This window comes from Sphingomonas sp. (assembly GCF_036387595.1).
In the GTDB taxonomy this organism is placed as follows: domain Bacteria; phylum Pseudomonadota; class Alphaproteobacteria; order Sphingomonadales; family Sphingomonadaceae; genus Sphingomonas.
Genome location: NZ_DASVTL010000036.1, coordinates 1 through 19,509, shown reverse-complemented (window position 1 = coordinate 19,509; position 19,509 = coordinate 1). Strand labels below are relative to the sequence as shown.

Annotated in this window: 14 protein-coding genes; 10 read left to right on the top strand and 4 right to left on the bottom strand. The window is 65.8% G+C overall.

The annotated features are described in order from the left end of the window. Positions 1-214 precede the first annotated feature (214 nt). Positions 215-3,382: an Eco57I restriction-modification methylase domain-containing protein gene (locus VF643_RS03325; RefSeq protein ID WP_331041949.1), complete on the bottom strand. Its 3,168-nt coding sequence runs from the start codon at positions 3,380-3,382 to the stop codon at positions 215-217. Between the two features lie 209 nt (positions 3,383-3,591). Here VF643_RS03325 and rplK point away from each other — a divergent pair, with 209 nt between their 5' ends. The 5 genes from rplK to VF643_RS03300 all read left to right on the top strand — a co-directional run bounded on the left by rplK (position 3,592) and on the right by VF643_RS03300 (position 7,405). Next, positions 3,592-4,023: a 50S ribosomal protein L11 gene (gene rplK / locus VF643_RS03320; RefSeq protein WP_331041948.1), complete on the top strand. Its 432-nt coding sequence runs from the start codon at positions 3,592-3,594 to the stop codon at positions 4,021-4,023. A 4-nt stretch (positions 4,024-4,027) separates the two neighbouring features. Then, positions 4,028-4,720, top strand: a complete 693-nt coding sequence (rplA, locus tag VF643_RS03315) for a 50S ribosomal protein L1 (RefSeq protein WP_331041947.1) — start codon at positions 4,028-4,030, stop codon at positions 4,718-4,720. A 181-nt stretch (positions 4,721-4,901) separates the two neighbouring features. Continuing rightward, a complete protein-coding gene (locus VF643_RS03310) occupies positions 4,902-5,651 on the top strand; it encodes a hypothetical protein (protein ID WP_414713784.1) in 750 nt (249 codons plus the stop codon). A gap of 3 nt (positions 5,652-5,654) precedes the next feature. Further along, positions 5,655-6,824, top strand: a complete 1,170-nt coding sequence (locus VF643_RS03305; protein WP_331041946.1) for a M48 family metallopeptidase — start codon at positions 5,655-5,657, stop codon at positions 6,822-6,824. Then, entirely contained in the window at positions 6,821-7,405 is a 585-nt protein-coding gene (locus VF643_RS03300; protein WP_331041945.1) for a hypothetical protein, read from the top strand. The genes VF643_RS03305 and VF643_RS03300 overlap by 4 nt, the downstream gene beginning before the upstream one ends. Here VF643_RS03300 and VF643_RS03295 read toward each other — a convergent pair. After that, the gene (locus VF643_RS03295; protein ID WP_331041944.1) at positions 7,400-8,233 is read right to left on the bottom strand and encodes a hypothetical protein; all 834 of its coding nucleotides are present in this window, start codon (positions 8,231-8,233) and stop codon (positions 7,400-7,402) included. The two genes, VF643_RS03300 and VF643_RS03295, sit on opposite strands and share 6 nt — an antisense overlap. Before the next feature lie 141 nt (positions 8,234-8,374). Here VF643_RS03295 and VF643_RS03290 point away from each other — a divergent pair, with 141 nt between their 5' ends. Then, a complete protein-coding gene (locus VF643_RS03290) occupies positions 8,375-10,978 on the top strand; it encodes a CheW domain-containing protein (RefSeq protein WP_331041943.1) in 2,604 nt (867 codons plus the stop codon). A gap of 260 nt (positions 10,979-11,238) precedes the next feature. On the opposite strand, the gene VF643_RS03285 is transcribed toward VF643_RS03290, so the two are convergent. Continuing rightward, positions 11,239-12,156 carry a manganese catalase family protein gene (locus tag VF643_RS03285; protein WP_331041942.1) on the bottom strand — a complete coding sequence of 306 codons (918 nt, stop codon included), beginning with the start codon at positions 12,154-12,156 and terminating at the stop codon, positions 11,239-11,241. A 417-nt stretch (positions 12,157-12,573) separates the two neighbouring features. Between VF643_RS03285 and rplJ the strand changes: the two genes are divergently transcribed. Beyond that, the gene (gene rplJ / locus VF643_RS03280; protein ID WP_331041941.1) at positions 12,574-13,107 is read left to right on the top strand and encodes a 50S ribosomal protein L10; all 534 of its coding nucleotides are present in this window, start codon (positions 12,574-12,576) and stop codon (positions 13,105-13,107) included. Between the two features lie 27 nt (positions 13,108-13,134). After that, complete coding sequence (rplL, locus tag VF643_RS03275) at positions 13,135-13,512, top strand: 50S ribosomal protein L7/L12 (RefSeq protein ID WP_331041940.1); 378 nt, start codon at positions 13,135-13,137, stop codon at positions 13,510-13,512. Between the two features lie 146 nt (positions 13,513-13,658). Here the strand turns inward: rplL and VF643_RS03270 are convergent, their stop codons facing one another. Beyond that, on the bottom strand, positions 13,659-14,291 hold the full coding sequence (locus VF643_RS03270; RefSeq protein ID WP_331041939.1) for a hypothetical protein: 633 nt from the start codon (positions 14,289-14,291) through the stop codon (positions 13,659-13,661). Between the two features lie 671 nt (positions 14,292-14,962). On the opposite strand from VF643_RS03270, the gene rpoB reads away from it, so the two are divergent. Continuing rightward, the gene (gene rpoB, locus VF643_RS03265) at positions 14,963-19,144 is read left to right on the top strand and encodes a DNA-directed RNA polymerase subunit beta (protein WP_331041938.1); all 4,182 of its coding nucleotides are present in this window, start codon (positions 14,963-14,965) and stop codon (positions 19,142-19,144) included. A gap of 128 nt (positions 19,145-19,272) precedes the next feature. Continuing rightward, positions 19,273-19,509 (top strand): hypothetical protein (locus VF643_RS03260; RefSeq protein ID WP_331041937.1); only part of this gene is annotated, 237 nt, incomplete at its 3' end.

Below are 19,509 nucleotides of genomic sequence, written 5' to 3'. Positions count from 1 at the left end.
GCGCACGCGACGTCAGGCTGGCGTTCGACTGGCTGCCGGGGTAATCGCGCGGCATATGCGGCGCCCGGCCCATAACCGGGAAGCGCGAATGCCCGCAGGATTGAGCGGGAGGAACGAGGGGGGATGCCGCTACCCCCCTCGTTCCACACCCGCGTCATCAGGTCCGCGGCCAAGCACATACCGCAACCCGGCCCCGCCATGACGAACCGGGTCGCTACCGCCCCGCAAGCGACTCCTCGATCATCGCGCGCTCGTCCGGGTCCAGCGCGAACAGGCGATAGACGCGGTCGTCGATCTCGGCCTGGGCATCGGCGATGCGGGTGCCGAGCGTGGCCACCTCGGCGCGCTTGCCCTCGTACCACGCCTCCCAGGCGTCGCGCTCGGCCAGTGGCACGTCGACGCCGCGGAAACGCTTGGCGATCAGCGCGCGCAGGGCCTTGAGCGGCAGGTCCGGCCAGGCGCGGAAAGCGGCGGTTTGTTCGATCCGCGGGTCGATATCGGCGAGGCGGTGGAGCGTTGCGCCGATAATCGCACTTCTTTGTTCTGCTGCGGACTGCACCCCAGATGCCAGTGCCGCAAGCGATCCGTCGAATGTCGGCACAGGGAGTTGGCCGACGAATTCCGTCCGAAGTCGCAGGTAGCCGTTTTGTGCGATATTCGTCAGGCCCGAGAAGAAGAACCACGCCGCCCTGCTTCCGGTCAGGGCACAGACGTCCGCATCGTCTGTCGGCAGGAAATATGCGGTATTCGCCAGCATCGCTCCCGAACGATCAATGGAAAAAGTGGGCTGATTGGAGATGTCGCAGTAGACGATCTTGCTCGCCGCGAACCGAGCCGCATACGCCGCCTGCGCCTGCTGCAATTCCCACCATTCCTGCTTTGTCGCCCGGGCCTCCAGACGGGCGCGGTGCGGCAGCAGGTGATCGCGCACCGCGGGATAGGCCTGGATGTCCACCCGGTTTTTGGGCGTATAGATCAGCCACAGATCGTCGCTCTCGACATGCCACCGCTTCAGATTCTCGCCGATCAGGAACGGTTTCAGCAGATCGGCCGACCGCGCGTCGCGCGCGACCAGCGCGTCGCGTTCTTCCCGAGACAGCACGAACGCCTCGTTCAGCCCGGTCTTGATGCCATAAAGCGGCGCCCCGTAGACCTGCGCCAGTGTCGGCCGCCCCGCCGCCATCTTGGCGCGGATCGCGTCCAGCCGGTCGCCCTCGAAGCGCCACGACCCCGCGGTCAGCCGCGCGCGCGGCATCGGCTCGGCCGCCTCGCGGAACGCCAGCGACAGATCGGCGGGCAAGGCACGCACGTTCAGGAAACGCACGTCGTCCTGCGTGCCCTCACCCGTTTCGCCCTCACCCGCTTCGCCCCCGTCCCGCCGCAGCGTCACGATCGCGGGATAGGTCGTCACGCCTTCGAACACCTGCAGGTCGCCGAAATCGACCACCGTCTCGATCGCCGCCGCATCCGCCAGATAGCGGCGCAGGTTGACCCCCGATCCGGTGCGAAAGAAGGTGGAGGATGAGATATAGCCCAGCCGCCCGCCCGGGCGCAGGATGCGCACGCCCAGTTCGAAGAAATAGGCGTACAGATCGGCGCGATCCGCCGCGACCGCATAGCGCCGCGCCAGATACGGCTTGATGTCCTTTATCAGCCCCATCGCCACATAGGGCGGGTTGCCCAGCACGATGTCGAATCCGCCCTCCTCGAACACCTGCGGAAACGCGTCCTTCCAAACGAACGCGCGCTGGTGGACGTCGCTGTCCTCGATCAGCGAATTGCCGCTACGGATGTTGAGTTCCAGCGTTTCCAGCGGCCTGCCGCGCTTGGCGGTCTTCAGCCACAGCGCCAGCTTGGTGATCTCGACCGATTCGGCGTTGACGTCGACCCCGTACAGATTGCGCGTGATGATCTCGGCATCCGAATTGGGATCGGCATAGTCGAACATGCCGCCCCCCAATTCGCCCAGCCGGTTGCGCACCCGGCGCTGTTCCGCCAGCAGCACGTCGAATGCCGCGATCAGGAACGCGCCCGATCCGCACGCGGGATCGACGATCCTCAGCGTCGTCAGCCGATCCAGATACGCCCGCCAATAGCCGCGCTCGTCGCGCCACCGCACGATGTCCCCGCCCCGCGCGCCCCTTTCGTCGATGCCGTCGGCATGATCGGCCATCAATGCACCCGCGATCTCGGCCAGATGTCGGCCGATCGTCTGTTCGACGATGAAGCGGGTGACGAAATCGGGGGTATAGACCACGCCGAAGCGTTTGCGCGTGGTCGTCTTTGGCGGGGCCTGGCCGATCGCTTCGGCGCGCAGCGCTTCGATGTCGCTGATCGACTGTTCGAAGATGTGGCCCAGGATGGTGACCGACACTTGGCTCGCGAAATCGTATTTGGCGATGTCCAGGAAGCGTTCGACCAGATGATCGGGCAGGTCGAGCGCGTCGATCGCCGGGTCACTGGCGAACAGACCGCCGTTATAGACCGGGATGTCGAGTGGCGGCGCACCCTTGTCGACCGCGTCGAACAACCGTTTCACCTGCGTCCAGCGCGGCTGCGGGTCATAGGGATTGTGGAACTCGACCGCCTTGCGAAGGCTGTCGTCGGGCAGCAGCGGGCCGTCCTCGGCAAAGGCGATGAAGACGATACGGTCGAGCAGCTTCTGGACCAGGGTGATGCGCGCCTCTGCTCCGACATGCGCGCGCTGGTCGCGCACGAACTGCAGCAGGTCGTCGCGCAGGCTGCGGAAATCGGCGTAAAGCTGGCCGGTGATGTCGCGGTCTTCGCTCGCGCTGCGTGCCAGCAGGTCGGCGGTCCCGCCCGACAGCAGTTGATCGGCATGGAGCATCATCTGGAGCCGTGTCAGTTCGGCGGGTTCGGCGATCCGCTTCAGGTCGAACCGCTCATGGACGGTGCGGCCATGGCCCACCGCATACAGCCGCAGCTCGCGCATGTTGCTGACCAGCACCCAGCGTGCGCCAACCGCGTCCATCGCATATTCCCACGCCTGCTGGACCGGGGTCTTGGCCCGCCCCGCCATGATCGCGTCCAGCGGCACCTTCGGCCCTTTCAGCTCGACCGGTGCGATCACGCGTGCGGCGGTGGCCGTGAAGGCGCCTAGCGCCAGATCGACGATGCCGCCGCCGATCGGCTGTTTGGCCTTGATCGTGCCGACGCCGTCCGAACCCGCGGCGCGATAGCCAAGAACGCGCTGCATCACGACCGCGTTGAATTCCGGCTCCAGCTGCGATTCGTTCTGCGCGTTGAATTCCACGGCGGCCAGCGCGGCCCATTGCGCCGCAGCCTCGCGCTCCGCCTCGCTCGGCTCGCGCGACCAGCTCGCCAGTGCCTGCGCGATCGTCTTTTCGTTGAATAAGGGCATCGGGCCGGTTTAGCCGGTCGGGCGCGCCCGGCAACCCGGCGTCGCCCGCTCCCGCCCCTGCGCGCCTGGCCTTACGGCGTTTCGCGGTTTTGCCAAGCATTGCACGCGCGCGGCCTCGCTGCTATGCGCCGGCGCTTCCACCGCACATACGCTATGGATTCGGACCGTGGGAGGGCGTTTGCGCCCGCTTGCACCACTAGGAGGCTGTTTTGGCTAAAAAGATTACCGGTTACATCAACCTGCAAGTGCCCGCGGGCGAGGCGAAGCCCGCCCCGCCGATCGGCCCCGCGCTGGGTCAGCGCGGCGTGAACATCATGGAATTCTGCAAGGCGTTCAACGCGCAGACGACCGACGTCGAAAAGGGCACGCCGCTCCCGACGAAGATCACCGTCTATGCCGACCGCAGCTTTTCCTTCGAGACGAAGACGCCGCCGGCGACCTTCCTCATCAAGAAGGCGATGAACATCAAGTCGGGTTCGAAGGAGCCGGGCAAGGTGTCCGCGGGCACGATCCGGCGCTCGCAGCTCCAGCAGGTCGCCGAGACGAAGATGAAGGACTTGAACGCCAACGACATCGACGCGGCGATCAAGATCATCGAAGGCAGTGCACGGGCCATGGGCCTGCAAGTGGTGGAGGGTTAAGACGATGGCGAAGCTCAGCAAGAAGCAGAAGGCCACGACCGTCGATCCCGAGAAGCTGCACGGCATCGACGAAGCCATCGCGATGGCGCGTTCGGGCGCCACGTCGAAGTTCGACGAGACGATCGAGGTCGCGCTGAACCTCGGCGTCGATCCGCGTCACGCTGACCAGATGGTCCGCGGCGTCGTGAACCTGCCCAAGGGCACCGGCAAGACGGTGCGCGTCGGCGTGTTCGCGCGCGGCCCCAAGGCCGACGAGGCGCGTGAGGCGGGGGCCGACGTGGTCGGCGCCGAGGATCTGATGGAATCAATCCAGGGTGGCACGATCGACTTCGACCGCTGCATCGCGACGCCCGACATGATGGGCATCGTCGGCCGCCTGGGCAAGGTGCTCGGCCCCAAGGGCCTGATGCCGAACCCCAAGCTCGGCACGGTCACGATGAACGTCGCGCAGGCGGTCAAGGACGCCAAGTCGGGCCAGGTCGAATATCGCGTCGAAAAGGCCGGGATCATCCATTCCGGCATCGGCAAGGCGAGCTTCCCGGCAGAAGACCTGCGCGCCAATTTCGACGCGCTTGTCGATGCGGTGGTCCGTGCCAAGCCCTCGGGCGCCAAGGGCAAGTACGTGCGCAAGGTCGCGATCTCCAGCACGATGGGTGCCGGGATCAAGGTCGACACCGCGGAAGTGGCGGGCGCTTAACCCCCCAACGCGCACGCCGCCGTTGATGAGACGAAAGGGCCGGGTCATCCCCGGCCCTTTTTTCATGCCTGCCGATCCGCCCCGGGGTGTGAGGAAAGAAACCCCCTTTTCATCACGCAACGCTTTTGCGACAAGTACGTGTGCCGGGCCTGGGGAGGCCCGTTGAGGGGGGTAGGACCAGATGACCATGATTCGCCGCGCACTCGCGCTCGGCCTGGCGGTATCGCTTGCCGCCGCGCCGGTGTTCGCGCAGGAGAAGACCGGGAACAAGCCCGGCTTCACGCTTCCCCCCGGTTCCGCGCGCATCGTCCTGATGCGTCCTTCGATCAAGGTCGGCGCGCAATCGACGGGCGGCATGTTCGAACCCAATGCCGACTGGACGGATCAGGCGCGCGAAAACCTCGGCCGTGCGCTGGCCCAGGCGCAGGGCAAGCTCGGCAATACGGTCGCCGACTATGTGGAACCCGCGGGCGACGCGGTGCGCCAGACCGCCGAATATCGCGCGCTGTTCTCGGCGGTGGCGGATTCGGTGATCGCGTATCAGTTCTTCAAGGGCAACCGCCTGCCCACCAAGAAGCGCGAAGGCAGTTTCGAATGGGGGATCGGCCGCGACGTCGCCGCGCTGCCGGGGCTGGAGGGCGCGGACTACGCGTTGTTCATCACGACCGAGGACCAATATGGCTCGACCGGCCGCAAGCTGCTCCAGTTCGCCGCGGCGGGGCTGCTGGGGGCGGGCGTGTCGTCGGGCGTGCACAAGGGCTATGCCGGGTTGATCGACCTGAAGACCGGCGATCTCGTCTGGCTGAACGCGGATTTGAAGATGGGCGGCGATGTCCGCTCGCCCGAAGGCGCGCAGAAGCGTGTCGGCCAGTTGCTCGAAGGCTTCCCCGGCGCGCCGCTCGCCGTGGTGCCCGCCATCGCGGGCAAATAGGGCATGCGCCGACTGATCGCCGCCGCGCTCGCCACCGCCCTTCTCCCCGCCCCGGCTACAGCCGAGACGCTCGCGCCATTGCCGCCTTATGCCGCCGCCTATCAGCCGGTGACCGTGGACGAACGCGGGCTGTGGCAACAGGCCGACGAGCACGAGCGTGCGCTGCGCGATTCGCCGGCGGTGATCCGCGACGCGGCGCTCAACGCCTATGTACGCGGCGTGTTGTGCCATGCGGTCGGTGAGGATCGCTGCCGTGCGGTGCGGCTCTACATCGTCCGCGTGCCCGCCTTCAACGCGTCGATGTCGCCGAACGGCACGATGATCGTGTGGACCGGCCTGCTCCTGCGCGTTCGCAACGAGGCCGAACTGGCCGCGATCCTCGGCCATGAATTCGGCCATTTCGAACTTCGCCACAGCCTGTCGAGCTTCAAGCGTGCGCGGACCACCACCGACATCATGTCCTGGGCGTCGGTGCTGGCGCCGTATAACAGCGGCTCGCTGGCGACGTCGCTCATCGGCCTGCACTTCTCCTATGGCCGCACGCAGGAGAGCGACGCCGACCTGATGGGCCTGCGCTACATGCGCGCCGCACGCTATCGCCCCGCCGCGTTTCCGCGGGTGTGGGAGCGGATGATGGCGGAAACCGACGCGTCCGCGCTGGGCCGCCGTCGCAAGGTGACCCATCGGTACAGCGCCGGCTTCTTCGATTCGCACCCGACCGAACTGGCGCGCGCGGCCAACCTGCGCGCCGCCGCCGGCGCCGAAATCGACACCGGCGAGGAAGGGGTCGACCCGTTCCTGGCGGCGATGCGTGCGTGGCGGCCGCAGTTCCTGGCCGACCAGATCAAGCTGAACGACTTCGGCGGTTCCGAATACCTGCTGGGTCAACTCGCCGATCGTGACTGGTCCCCCGACCTGCTGTTCGCCCGCGCCGAACTCTACCGCGAACGCGGCAACCCGCGCGACCTCGTCAGCGCGGCGGAATTCTACCGCGAGGCGATCGACCGCGGGTTCGACGATCCGATCGCCTGGCGCGGGCTGGGCGTGTCGCTGCTCCGCGCGCAGCAGGCCGAGGCGGGCCGCGCCGCGCTGACCACCTATCTGGAACGCGCACCGCAGGCCACCGATCGCGCCGCCATGTCCATGCTCATCGGCCCCGGAGACGTAAAATGAAGCCAGCCGCCTTCCTGATCGCACTCGCCATGGTCGCGTCTCCCGCGCAGGCGGGCAATTCGCTGATCGCCGCTGGCACCCGCGTCGCGGTCGCCAAATCGGCGCTGACGGTCGCGCCGCCATCCGAATGGAACAAGCTGGGCGCGCGGCCTGGCCGCAATTCCGAAACGTGGACGATCGACGGCGATGCTCTAAACGACCTGACCTTCTACGGCGGCATTCCGGCGGGCAAGACGCTGTTCCGCGAAGTCGACAAGAAGAACCGCCCCCTGCCCCGCGTCTCCGCGACGATGCTGATTACCGACGTCCCCGTGCTGGTCGAGAACAGCTATCGCATCGCGCTCAATACGCCGCTGTTCACGCTCGACGCGATGGAGCCCGCGCTGTTCGCGGGCCGCGCAGGGCTGCGTTTCACCTACAGCTACACCCGTCCGGGCGAGGATCTCCCGCGCAAGGGCGAAGGCCGCACCGCGATCATCGACGGCAAGCTGTACATGATGACCTTCGAGGCGCCCCGGCTCCATTATTTCGACCGAAGCGTCGATCAATTCCGCAAGGTCGCCGATACCGCCCGGCTATAGCCCACCCCCTTCGGCTTCGCCGGCGTCGCGCCGCCGCCGCCGCTCCAGGCGCTCCAACTCCTTCATGACGGCGGCGTTAGTCTCCTCGCGCGTCGCGGTGGGCAGCGTGCGGTGGCAGCCGTGCGCGCTTTCCTTCACCGTGCGCCGGTGCAGGCCGAGCAGGATCATCGCCTCGAACGGCGTCGTCCGGATCAGCGGGTTGACGCCAGTGCCCCCCTCCCAGGTCTCGGCCCCGCCATCCAGCACGTCCTCGGGCGCCCCCAGCGACTGCCGCGCGCAGGCCAGCAGCGCGAATTCGACGGTCTCGTAACCGATCGCCAGCGCGGCACGCACCTCCTCGTCGAAGGCGTTCGACCGATAGCGCCGCTCATAAAGGGCGCTGACCGCGAAGCCGATGCTCTGTGCGGCAAGGCGGATGTTGGCGGTGCTCGCCAGCGCTTTCAGAAAGGCGCGCTCGCCCGCCCGCGTCAGTCGCCCGCGCGCCGCGCGGCTGACCTGGAGATGGCCGTGCTTGTTCGTCCGGATCTGATATTCGCCGCCCGCAGTGCGCAACCCCTCGCCGGCCGGGGCACTGCGCTTGTCGGCCAGCGCGGCCCGCGCGAAGACGAGCGCCGCATCCCATTCGGCCGCGAAGTCGGGGTGATCGCGGCGGCGGCACCACAAAGTCGTCGCGTTCACCCCGACCGCCTCGGCGGCGATCCGCGCATTGCCGGTCTGCCGCAGGTGACGCACGAATGCGGCACATTCCTGCACCGCGGCCGGGCGCATCGGCCGCGGCCGGCGGGTCTTGGGTTGGCGCTTGGGGCTGGGTTGCGGATCGTCGGCCATGCCGCGCCTTTTCGCGCATTGCTTTTCCAACAAGTCAATCGCCCGCGCCGACACAGGGTTCTCCAGCATCTTTGCTGCCCCCGGCGCGCCATCCTGCCCGGACAGCCTATAATGGCCGAGGGGTTCGGGAGTTTACGAAGCGTGGCGACGTATCGCGGGATGGATGTGCCCGATCATCTTCACGGCGTCCTGCCGCACATGCGGCTCGTGGAGGCGACGCGAGAGGCGCTGCTGATCCTGGGCCAGCAATGGGATCTGCTCGATGTGCTCAGCCGCGTCGTGCAGACTGGAACCCAGGTCGATCGGACGCGCACCGATTTTCAGGCCCTGAACGCCGCGCTGATCGCGGCGCTGGGCGACGAAAGCCTGAACAAACTCGTGGGTGCGCTCGCCGCCAAGGCCCAGGTGAGCGTCGACATCGTCATCCGGAACCTGTTCGAACGCACCGCCGACATCGGCTTCCTGGCGACCGACGACGATCTGCGCGACTTTCTGAAGGGCGGTGACGGCCCCTCCCCCGACGCGATTCACGCCCGGCTGATCGAATATCGCGATAAATATTCGGTCTATGAAAACGTCGTCCTGATGGACGCGGAAGGAAAGGTGCGTGCCCAGGCGGGCACCGCCGCGCTACCTGCTCTCTGCGCAGACCCCTGGGTAGCTCGCGCCCTGGTCGACGCGGGCAGCTATCTGGAAACCTTCGCGCCGTCCGATCTCAGCCCCGGCGGGGCGTCGGCCCTCATCTATGCCGCGCGCGTCGCCGAATCCGGCGGGCCGGCGGCACGTGTCCTCGGTGTGCTGGCACTGGTGTTCCGCTTCGCCGACGAACTCGACGGCGTCTTCGCCAAGCTGCTGGCGCCGGAAGACTGGACGGTCCTCGCGCTCCTCGACGCCTCCGGCGCGGTGCTGGCGTGCAGCGACGTCGTGCAATTGCCGCTGGCCAGCCGGCTCCTGGTCGATCCTGCCAAGGATTATCAGTTCATCCGCCACGCCGGCCGCCGCTACATCGCCGCTACCCGGACGACCAAGGGCTATCAGGGCTATCTCGGCCCCGGCTGGCGCGGCTGCGCGCTGATTCCGGTGGAGGGCGCGTTCGAGGAGAATGACGACAGCCGTGTCGTGCTCGCCGACCGGCATTACCGCGCGATCGCGGGCAATCCGCGGCTGTTCTCCGAAACGGTGCGCGGTATTCCGCAGCGCGCCGACGCGGTTCAGGCGGAACTGAACCGAACCGTATGGAACGGCAAGCTGGCCATGTCGCGGCTGACCGACGCCAGCGATCCCGCGACGGACGACAATGCCGCGCGGCGTACCTTGCTCTCGGAAATCAGCGCCGCAGGCAGCCGCACGCAACAGGTGTTCGCCGATGCGGTCGGTGCGCTCAATCGCACCGCGATCGGCACTCTGATCGAAAATTGCGCCTTCTCCGCCGCGCTCGCTGTCGATCTGATGGACCGCAATCTTTATGAACGCGCCAACGATTGCCGGTGGTGGGCGCTGACCACGCGCTTCCGCCAGATCCTGACCACGCCGATGATCGACGAGGCGGCACGGGCGGAAATGACCGAGATTCTCACCCGGATCAACGATCTCTACACGGTCTATACCAATCTGATCCTGTTCGACAGGCACGGGCTGATCCAGGCGGTATCCGATCCCCGCCAGGGCGCGCTCGTCGGCACCCCGTTACCGCCCAAACTCGCCCAGCGCCTCACCGCACGCGCCGAGACTGCATTCTACGGCGTCTCCGATTTCGTGGACAGCCCGCTCTACGACGATCGCGCCACCTACATCTACGGCGCGCCGGTGTTGCGTGAAGCCGCTCCACACATTGCCGTCGGCGGCATCGCGATCGTCTTCGATGCCGAACCACAGTTTCGCGCCATGCTGGACGATGCGGGCCTGTTCCAGGCGGCCGGGCGGCTCGCATCTGGCAGCCGCAGCCTGTTCGTGGACGCTCAGCGCCGTATCATCGCCAGCACTGCGGCGGACGACGTCATCGGCACGACGCTAGAGGTGCCGGCAGACCTCCTCACCCAAGCCACGGCCCGACCACTGGCGCGCGTGCTCGCGATCGGCGGGGAACTGTTCGCGGTGGGAATCGGCGCAAGCATCGGCTATCGCGAATACAAGGGGCCAGGCGATGCCTATCGCAATCCGGTGTTCGCGGTCTCGCTGCTCCATCTCGGTGCCGACGACGCGGTTGCCATGGCCGCGCCGCCCGCGCGCACGTCGTCCGCCACTGCCCCCCGGCGAGACGCCGGAACGCGCCGTGAACTGGCGACGTTCGCGATCGGCAACAGCCGCTTCGCCTTCGACCGCAACGATATCGTCGAGGCGATCCTGCCGGACCACATCGCCCCCGCCCCCAACACACCCGTGTCGATCGCGGGCTATGTGCCGCACGGGCGCGGCAGCATCATCATCCTCGATGCGCGCGACCACCTCGGCCTGCTGCCACTCGCTACCGATGCCACGCGCCCGGTGATCGTGTTTCAGGGCCGGGGTCGGCTGCTCGGCCTTCAGGTCGACAGTCTCGGCGGCATCCTCGACATCGACACCGACCGCATCGGCCGCTCCGCGGTCGGCGAAGATGCCCAGATCGTCAAGGCTGTCGTCCGGGCGGACCCGACCGACGGCGCGGACATGCTGCTGCTGCTCGATGCCGACATGCTGACCCAGGTTCTGCTGCCATCATCGGCCGCCACAGCCACCGACGAGGATCAACCCCGCCGGCTTGCATGACTTCGGGCGCCGTCGCTGGAGCATCATCAACTGAGATGCTGTGAGGCGGCGCCGAAACTCGCTCCCTTGCGGATTTTCGAACGGACTCCAGGGTTAATCCGTTCGTCCTGCGAGGCTGCCCCGAATATCTTCCGTTCGCCCTGAGGAGGCATTGAGCGAAGTCGAAACGCCGTCTCGAAGGACAGGTGAGTCTCCAGATCCCTCTACACACGCCTCAGCCTGCACCAATACCAGGGCGGGCCGCGACCCGCCCCCTGCCCTCACATCTTCTTGGTCAGCTTGCTCGCGATCTCGTACATTTCCTCGGGCGCATAATTGGGCGTGAATACGTTGGGCACGCCCGCCAGTTCGGCGATCTTGCCGCCGTCGGGCATGCCGGAGACGACTTCCAGATTGCCCTTGGGATCACCCGGCAGCGCGACCTCGTCGTTGCTCCAGATGCCCGCCATCTCGGTATAATCGTCGGGGCTGAAGGTATAGAGCCGCCGGTGCGAGCCCTCGTCCAGATACTTCTGGCTTTCCGGAATCTTCGACAGGTCGATATTGGGTGTCGGCAGCATCTTCTTCAGATCGACGCCGGTCAGCTTCTCGATCGCCAGCGCATAACTATGGGCGTGGACGGATCCGCGCACGAGCAGGTAACCGCACACTTCGCGCCCCGTCGGATCGCTCAGCGTCTCGTACACGCGCAGCTTGTGGAGCCTTGCGCCGCATTCCAGGTGGAAATTGTGGAGCAGGTCGGTGATGACGTTGCCCGTCGAGGTGATGAAGTCGTTGTTCCAAGAATGGCCGTTGCTGTTGACCGGCATCGCACCGCCTGCGCCCGAAAGGAACGACGCGGCCAGGCGGATGTCCTTCATCCCCTCCCATTCGGCGCCGGAGATGTCGCCACCGTCGCCGGTGTGGTCGCCATCGGGACCGTTGTTGAGCATCGCGACGCCGGCCAATACCAGTTCGACATGGCCCAGTTCTTCCGCGGTGATAGACGCGACCAGGCTGTAGAACGGTCGGAGCTTGCTCTTGGAGCGGAAGTTGAAGCTCTGGAACATGTAATTGCCCAGCGTGGACATCTCTCCATATTTGCCGCCGAGCAGTTCCTGAAGCGCGGCGGCGGCATTGGGATCGGCCTCCTTGGGCGGGGGGAGATCGGCTTGCAGCTTGTCGACGCGCATGAACATGGGGTCGGACCTTTCTTGAGAGGAATGTCCGCGACCGGCCATGACGTGGTTAAGTTGCTCGCCCAGCGCCAATATAGGCCATCCGGTGGGATAGATGATGCAGGTTACGACGATTGCACCCGCGCGTGCCCAGGATTGACTTGCCGGCCGCGGCTGCTATGGGCAGCGCAACCTCGCAGGCTTCGGCAGGCGGGTCCGTCCGAGACAGCAGGTGCCGCAGGGTTCGCCCACCGGCTTAAACCGCCCGCCGAGATGGGGAAATGGATTTTGCCGGCCGGTGCTCCTGCGCCCGCCGGTCCGTCGCGCTTCGCCGCGTCGCCCATGCCCTTGTCGCTGGACACCCCGGGGGGTGTTCCCACTCTCCGGCTCGTAACCGGATGCAGCCTTATGGGCTGTGTCCAGAATGTGGAGAATGGCATGGATCGTGCTCAAAAGGCCGTGGCCGTCGCCGAACTGAACCGCACCTTTTCCGAGGTCGGCGTGGTGGTCGTCACCCGCAACCTCGGCATGACCGTCGCGCAATCGACGGTCCTGCGCAATCGGATGCGTGAAGCCGGCGCGACCTACAAGGTCTCGAAGAACAAGCTCGCCAGGATCGCCCTTGACGGGACCGATTACGGTTCGCTCAGCGACATGCTGACCGGCCCCGTCGGCCTCGCCTCTTCGACCGATCCGGTCGCCGCCGCAAAGGTCGCGGTGGAGTTCGCGAAGACGAACGACAAGTTCGAAATCGTGGGCGGTGCGATGGGCGCAACCGCGCTGGATGTCGCTGGCATCCAAAGCCTGGCCACGCTGCCGTCGCTCGACGAGCTGCGGGCCAAGATCGTCGGCCTGATCGTGGCACCCGCCACCAAGCTGGCGACGATTACCCAGGCACCGGCGGCGCAGCTGGCACGCGTACTTTCGGCTTATGCCGAAAAGGACACGCAAGCGGTGAGCGAAGCAGCGTAAATTCAATCCAAACGAAGGAATATAGACATGGCAGACCTGAACGCGCTGGTTGACAGCCTGAGCGAACTGACCGTCCTCGAGGCGGCCGAGCTTTCCAAGATGCTCGAAGAAAAGTGGGGCGTCTCGGCCGCAGCAGCGGTTGCAGCAGCGCCTGCAGCAGGCGGCGGCGCAGCGGCTCCGGCGGCTGAAGAGCAGACCGAATTCGACGTGATCCTCACCGGCGACGGTGGCAAGAAGATCAACGTCATCAAGGAAGTCCGCGCGATCACCGCCCTGGGCCTGACCGAAGCCAAAGCCCTCGTCGAAGGCGCACCCAAGGCCGTCAAGGAAGGCGTGTCCAAGGACGAAGCCGCCAAGCTGAAGGCTCAGCTGGAAGCAGCTGGCGCGACGGTCGAGGTCAAGTAAAACTACACGCATTCGGGGTTTGGCGCAAGCCGAATCCCGGCGGCACGACGTGGGAGCCGCATCAGCATCATTGGCTTTGCCGATGACGTTGGGCGAAAGATAAGGGGCGATTTCGGCAACGGAGTCGTCCCTTTCTCATAGCTACTCTACCTCTTGAGTCCTGTTTGGATTCGGCGACGTAGCGGCGCGCCACTGGCACGCGCCGCGACTTGGTCAATCATCCGCACCGAATCGAGCCAGAAGGGGGCGAGCCTCGGAGAGTCCGCGCGCTCTACACCCAGCACGAACAACTGTGACGTCAGATGCTGTGCGCCCGCATCGTCGCGGTGCTGGAGGTTCAGCACCACCAGCGGCACGAGCATGTTGCGCCCGCCCGCGCGCATCGTTGCCAAGCTGCCGAGCGGCGCTGCGGCGATGCCCCTGAACGACCGCGATTCTCCTGGTGCCAGATCGAAGGCTGGCAGGATCGGGCGGACGATAGGCGCCTCATTGACCGCGTCGATGTCGGTGGATTGGCCGCGATGCGCGGCGATCAGATGGAGCGCGGTGCGGATCGAGCGCGCAGATGCCTCGCCATCGTTGACGACCGTGATCTCGCAATCGGCCACCGCGGTCAGGATGTTTAGACCGGCACGGATCGGGCGAAGGCTCACGTTCAGCAAGGCGCCGGATGGCGCGAGAGGCAGCGCCGCGGCGCCCGGCTCCGCTACGCTGGTCTCGACCACCGCAATCCCCGTCTCGCGCCGATAACGAAGCCACAGCAGCAAGATCAGCAGCACGCCGGCCCCACCGAACAGCCACCGAAGCAGGTCTGCCCCTTTGCGCTTCGGTTGCGATGGTGCCAACGACACCGGCGGAGGCGGGGCGGCTGCCGAGGACACCGGCGTGGCCGACGGCGCTGGCGTCGTCGCGGCAGCAGGCACCCGGGCAGGTTTTGGACGCGATTTGGCCCCGGGGGTCGGCGCGGGACGCATTATCGTGGCCGACGGGGTGGATGTTGGTGTCGGACTTGGACTTGGCTCAGCGGTCGGCGTAACTTGCGGTATTGACGCCGGAGCGGGCGTGGGCAGAACGATAACCGCTGGCGCTGGGATCGGGATGGTCGGCGCGCCGGTGGGCGGATCGGTTTGCGCGGCAGCGATGCTCGACAGCATCCCGACCCCCGCAACCCTGACAACATTAGTGTAATTCAAGGTCGGCCAACTCCGGCGAGGCGACGCGCTTCTGGCGGCGACGGTTTGACAGGGCAAGCCCCCCGACCTATATCGCCGTAATCACGATCCTCGGAACACGGCGTGCCGTCGCGCAGCGCACCGGACGTATAGGGGATTGTGGTATCTTGGACGCCGGACGCCGCCGCATGGATATGCGCGCGGCTTTTCGGCGTATTTGCACGCTCCGCTCCGGAGGTTTCCGGGCACGATATTTCGGCTGAAGGCGAGAAAATTTCATGGCGACCAAAGCGATCGACGGCGGCACGGCGCGGCGTGAGACCCAGGGCGGGACTGCAAAGCGGCGCATCCGCAAGGTTTTCGGCAATATCCACGAAGTCGTGCAGATGCCGAACCTGATCGAAGTGCAACGCGAGAGCTACGAACAGTTCCTGCGGTCGGACAAGTCGATCGGCCATGTCTCGGGCCTGGAAAAGACGCTGCGCAGCGTCTTCCCGATCCAGGATTTCGCGGGCACCGCCTATCTCGACTTCGACGATTACGTCCTCGAGCCGCCGAAGTTCGACGTCGAGGAATGCCGTCAGCGCGGCATCACCTACGCCGCGCCGATGCGCGTCACCCTGCGCTTGACCGCGTTCGAGGTGGATCCGGATACCGAGGCCAAGTCGGTCATCGATATTAAGGAGCAGGACGTCTACATGGGCGACATGCCGCTCATGACCGAGAATGGCACTTTCTTCATCAACGGCACCGAGCGCGTCATCGTCAGCCAGATGCACCGTTCGCCGGGCGTTCTGTTCGACCACGACCGCGGCAAGACCCACGCGTCGGGCAAGTATCTGTTCGCGGCGCGCGTGATCCCGTATCGCGGGTCGTGGCTGGATTTCGAATTCGACGCCAAGGACATCGTCAACGTCCGCATCGACCGTAAGCGCAAGCTGCCGGTGACGGCGCTGCTCTACGCGCTTGGCATGACCAGCGAGGATATCCTCAACGAATTCTACAACCGCGTCACCTATGGCCGTGGTCAGGGCGGCTGGATCATCCCGTTCGCGCCCGAGAATTGGCGCGGCGTGAAGCCGTTGTTCGACATCGTCGATGCGAAGTCGGGTGAAGTGGTGTTCCCCGCCAGCCAGAAAATCTCGCCGCGCGCCGCCAACAAGGCGGCCAAGGACGGCTTGACCGAATTGCTGATCCCGACCGAGGAGATCTACGGCCGCTATTCGGCCTATGACCTCATCAACGAGACGACCGGCCAGATCTATGTCGAGGCGGGCGACGAAATCGGCGCCGAGAATCTGGAACTGCTAGACAAGGCGGGGATCGAGCGCATCGAACTGCTCGACATCGACCATGTCTCGACTGGCCCGTGGATCCGCAACACGCTGAAGGCCGACAAGGCCGAGGAGCGCGAGCAGGCGCTGTCCGACATCTATCGCGTGATGCGCCCCGGCGAGCCGCCGACGCTGGAGACGGCGGAGTCGCTGTTCTCGGGTCTGTTCTTCGATCCCGATCGCTACGATCTGTCGGCGGTCGGCCGCGTCAAGCTCAACATGCGCCTCGACCTCGATGCCGAGGATACGGTGACGACGCTGCGCACCGAGGATATCCTTGCGGTCATTAAGACTTTGGTGGGGCTGAAGGACGGCCGCGGCGAGATCGACGATATCGACAATCTCGGCAACCGCCGCGTGCGGTCGGTCGGCGAGCTGCTGGAGAACCAGTATCGCGTCGGCCTGCTCCGCATGGAACGCGCCGTGAAGGAGCGGATGAGCTCGGTCGACGTGTCGACGGTGATGCCGAACGACCTCATCAACGCCAAGCCCGCGGTCGCGGCAGTGCGTGAATTCTTCGGCTCGTCGCAGCTGTCGCAGTTCATGGATCAGACCAACCCGCTGTCGGAAGTGACCCACAAGCGCCGCGTCTCGGCCCTCGGGCCGGGCGGGCTTACCCGCGAGCGCGCGGGCTTCGAAGTCCGCGACGTCCACCCGACGCATTACGGCCGAATCTGCCCGATCGAAACGCCGGAAGGCCCGAACATCGGTCTCATCAACAGCCTCGCCTCGTTCAGCCGGGTGAACAAATACGGCTTCATCGAGACGCCGTATCGCAAGGTCGTCGACCACAAGGTCACCGACGACGTCGTCTATCTGTCGGCAATGGAGGAGGCCAAGCACACGATCGCCCAGGCGTCGGCCGAGTTGAACGGCGAAGGCGGCTTCTCGGAAGAACTGGTGTCCTCGCGCCAGGCGGGCGATTTCCTGATGGCGCTGCCCGACAATATCACGCTGATGGACGTCAGTCCCAAGCAGCTGGTGTCGGTCGCGGCGTCGCTGATCCCGTTCCTGGAGAACGACGACGCCAATCGCGCGCTGATGGGCTCGAACATGCAGCGCCAGGCGGTGCCGCTGGTCCAGGCCGAGGCGCCGTTCGTCGGCACCGGCATGGAAGAGACCGTGGCGCGCGATTCGGGCGCGGCGATCTCGGCACGCCGCGCTGGCGTCGTCGATCAGGTCGATGCCGCGCGTATCGTGATCCGCGCGACCGGTGAGGTCGATGCCGGCAAGTCGGGCGTCGATATCTACACGCTGATGAAGTTCCAGCGATCGAACCAGTCGACCTGCATCAACCAGCGGCCGCTGGTAAAGGTGGGCGACGTGATCCAGGCGGGCGACGTGCTGGCCGATGGTCCGTCCACCGAGTTTGGCGAGTTGGCGCTGGGCCGCAACGCGCTCGTCGCTTTCATGCCGTGGAACGGGTACAATTACGAGGATTCAATCCTGATCTCCGAGCGGATCGTGAAGGACGACGTGTTCACGTCGATCCACATCGACGAGTTCGAGGTGATGGCCCGCGACACCAAGCTGGGACCGGAGGATATCACCCGCGACATCCCCAACGTCGGCGAGGAAGCGCTGCGCAACATGGACGAGGCGGGCATCGTCTACGTCGGTGCCGAGGTCGAGCCGGGCGATATCCTGGTCGGCAAGATCACCCCCAAGGGCGAATCGCCGATGACGCCGGAGGAAAAGCTCCTCCGCGCGATCTTCGGCGAGAAGGCGTCGGACGTGCGCGACACGTCGCTGCGCTTGCCGCCGGGCGTGTCGGGCACGGTCGTCGACGTGCGCGTCTTCAACCGCCACGGCATCGACAAGGACGAGCGCGCGATGGCGATCGAGCGCGAGGAGATCGAGCGCCTGAAGAAGGATTCGGACGACGAGCGCACGATCCTCAACCGCGCGACCTGGAGCCGGCTGCGCGAGATGCTGCTCGACCAGACCTCGACCTCGGTGCCCAAGGGCTTGAAGAAGGGCGCGGTCATCGACGCCGACCTGCTCGATCAGGTCGACCGCCACGAATGGTGGAAGTTCTCGGTGGCCGACGACAAGGTCCAGAGCGATCTCGAAGCGGTCAAGCAGCAATATGACGAAGCGGCCAAGCGGATCACCGACAAGTTCCACGACCGCCGTGAGAAGCTGGAGCGGGGCGACGAACTGCCGCCCGGCGTGCTCAAGATGGTCAAGGTCTTCGTCGCGGTGAAGCGCAAGCTGCAGCCGGGCGACAAGATGGCCGGCCGCCACGGCAACAAGGGCGTCATCAGCCGCATCCTGCCGGCCGAGGACATGCCGTTCCTGGCGGACGGGACGCCGGTCGATCTGGTGCTCAATCCGCTCGGCGTGCCGTCGCGCATGAACGTCGGCCAGATCTTCGAAACGCACCTGGGATGGGCGGCGCGTCAGTTGGGCCACCAGATCAAGGATGCGCTGGAGGAATGGCGCGAGGCCAATCCGAACCCGAAGCCAGGCGCGATGCCTGACGCGGTCAAGGCACGGCTGCTGGAGGTCTACGGCGATCATTATGCCGCGGATATCGAGGCGCGTGACGGCGACGAAATCGTCGAACTGGCCGAGAATTTGAAGACCGGCATCCCGATGGGCACCCCCGTGTTCGATGGCGCGCGCGAAAGCGACGTCACCGACATGCTGGCGCTGGCGGGTCTCGATTCGTCGGGGCAGTCGGACCTGTTCGATGGCCGCACCGGCGAGATGTTCGACCGCAAGGTGACGGTAGGCATCATCTACATGCTGAAGCTCCACCATCTGGTCGACGACAAGATCCACGCGCGTTCGATCGGGCCATACAGCCTCGTCACCCAGCAGCCGCTGGGCGGCAAGGCGCAGTTCGGCGGGCAGCGGTTCGGCGAGATGGAGGTCTGGGCGCTGCAGGCTTACGGCGCCGCGTATACCTTGCAGGAAATGCTGACGGTGAAGTCCGACGACGTGGTCGGCCGCACCAAGGTCTACGAGGCGATCGTCAAGGGCGACGACACGTTCGAGGCGGGCATTCCGGAGAGCTTCAACGTGCTCGTCAAGGAAATGCGCTCGCTGGGCCTCAACGTCGATCTGCAGACGATGGCGCCCGAACTCGACGCGGACGGCCTGGCCATCGCGGCGGAATGACCTTCAAAGCCCCTCCCCTTCAGGGGAGGGGTTGGGGTGGGGCCTGTCCCCACAGGATTGCGGTGGCGGCTTGATGGATAGCCCCACCTCAACCCCTCGCTTTCACGGGAGGGGCTAAGGAGTTCAACATGAACGAACTGACCAATTTCGCGAACCCGGTGGCCAAGCCGGAAACCTTCGACTCGATCCAGATCGGCATCGCCTCCCCGGACAAGATCCGTTCGTGGTCGTTCGGCGAGATCAAGAAGCCCGAGACCATCAACTATCGCACGTTCAAGCCCGAGCGTGACGGCCTGTTCTGCGCGCGCATCTTCGGTCCGATCAAGGATTACGAGTGCCTGTGCGGCAAGTACAAGCGCATGAAG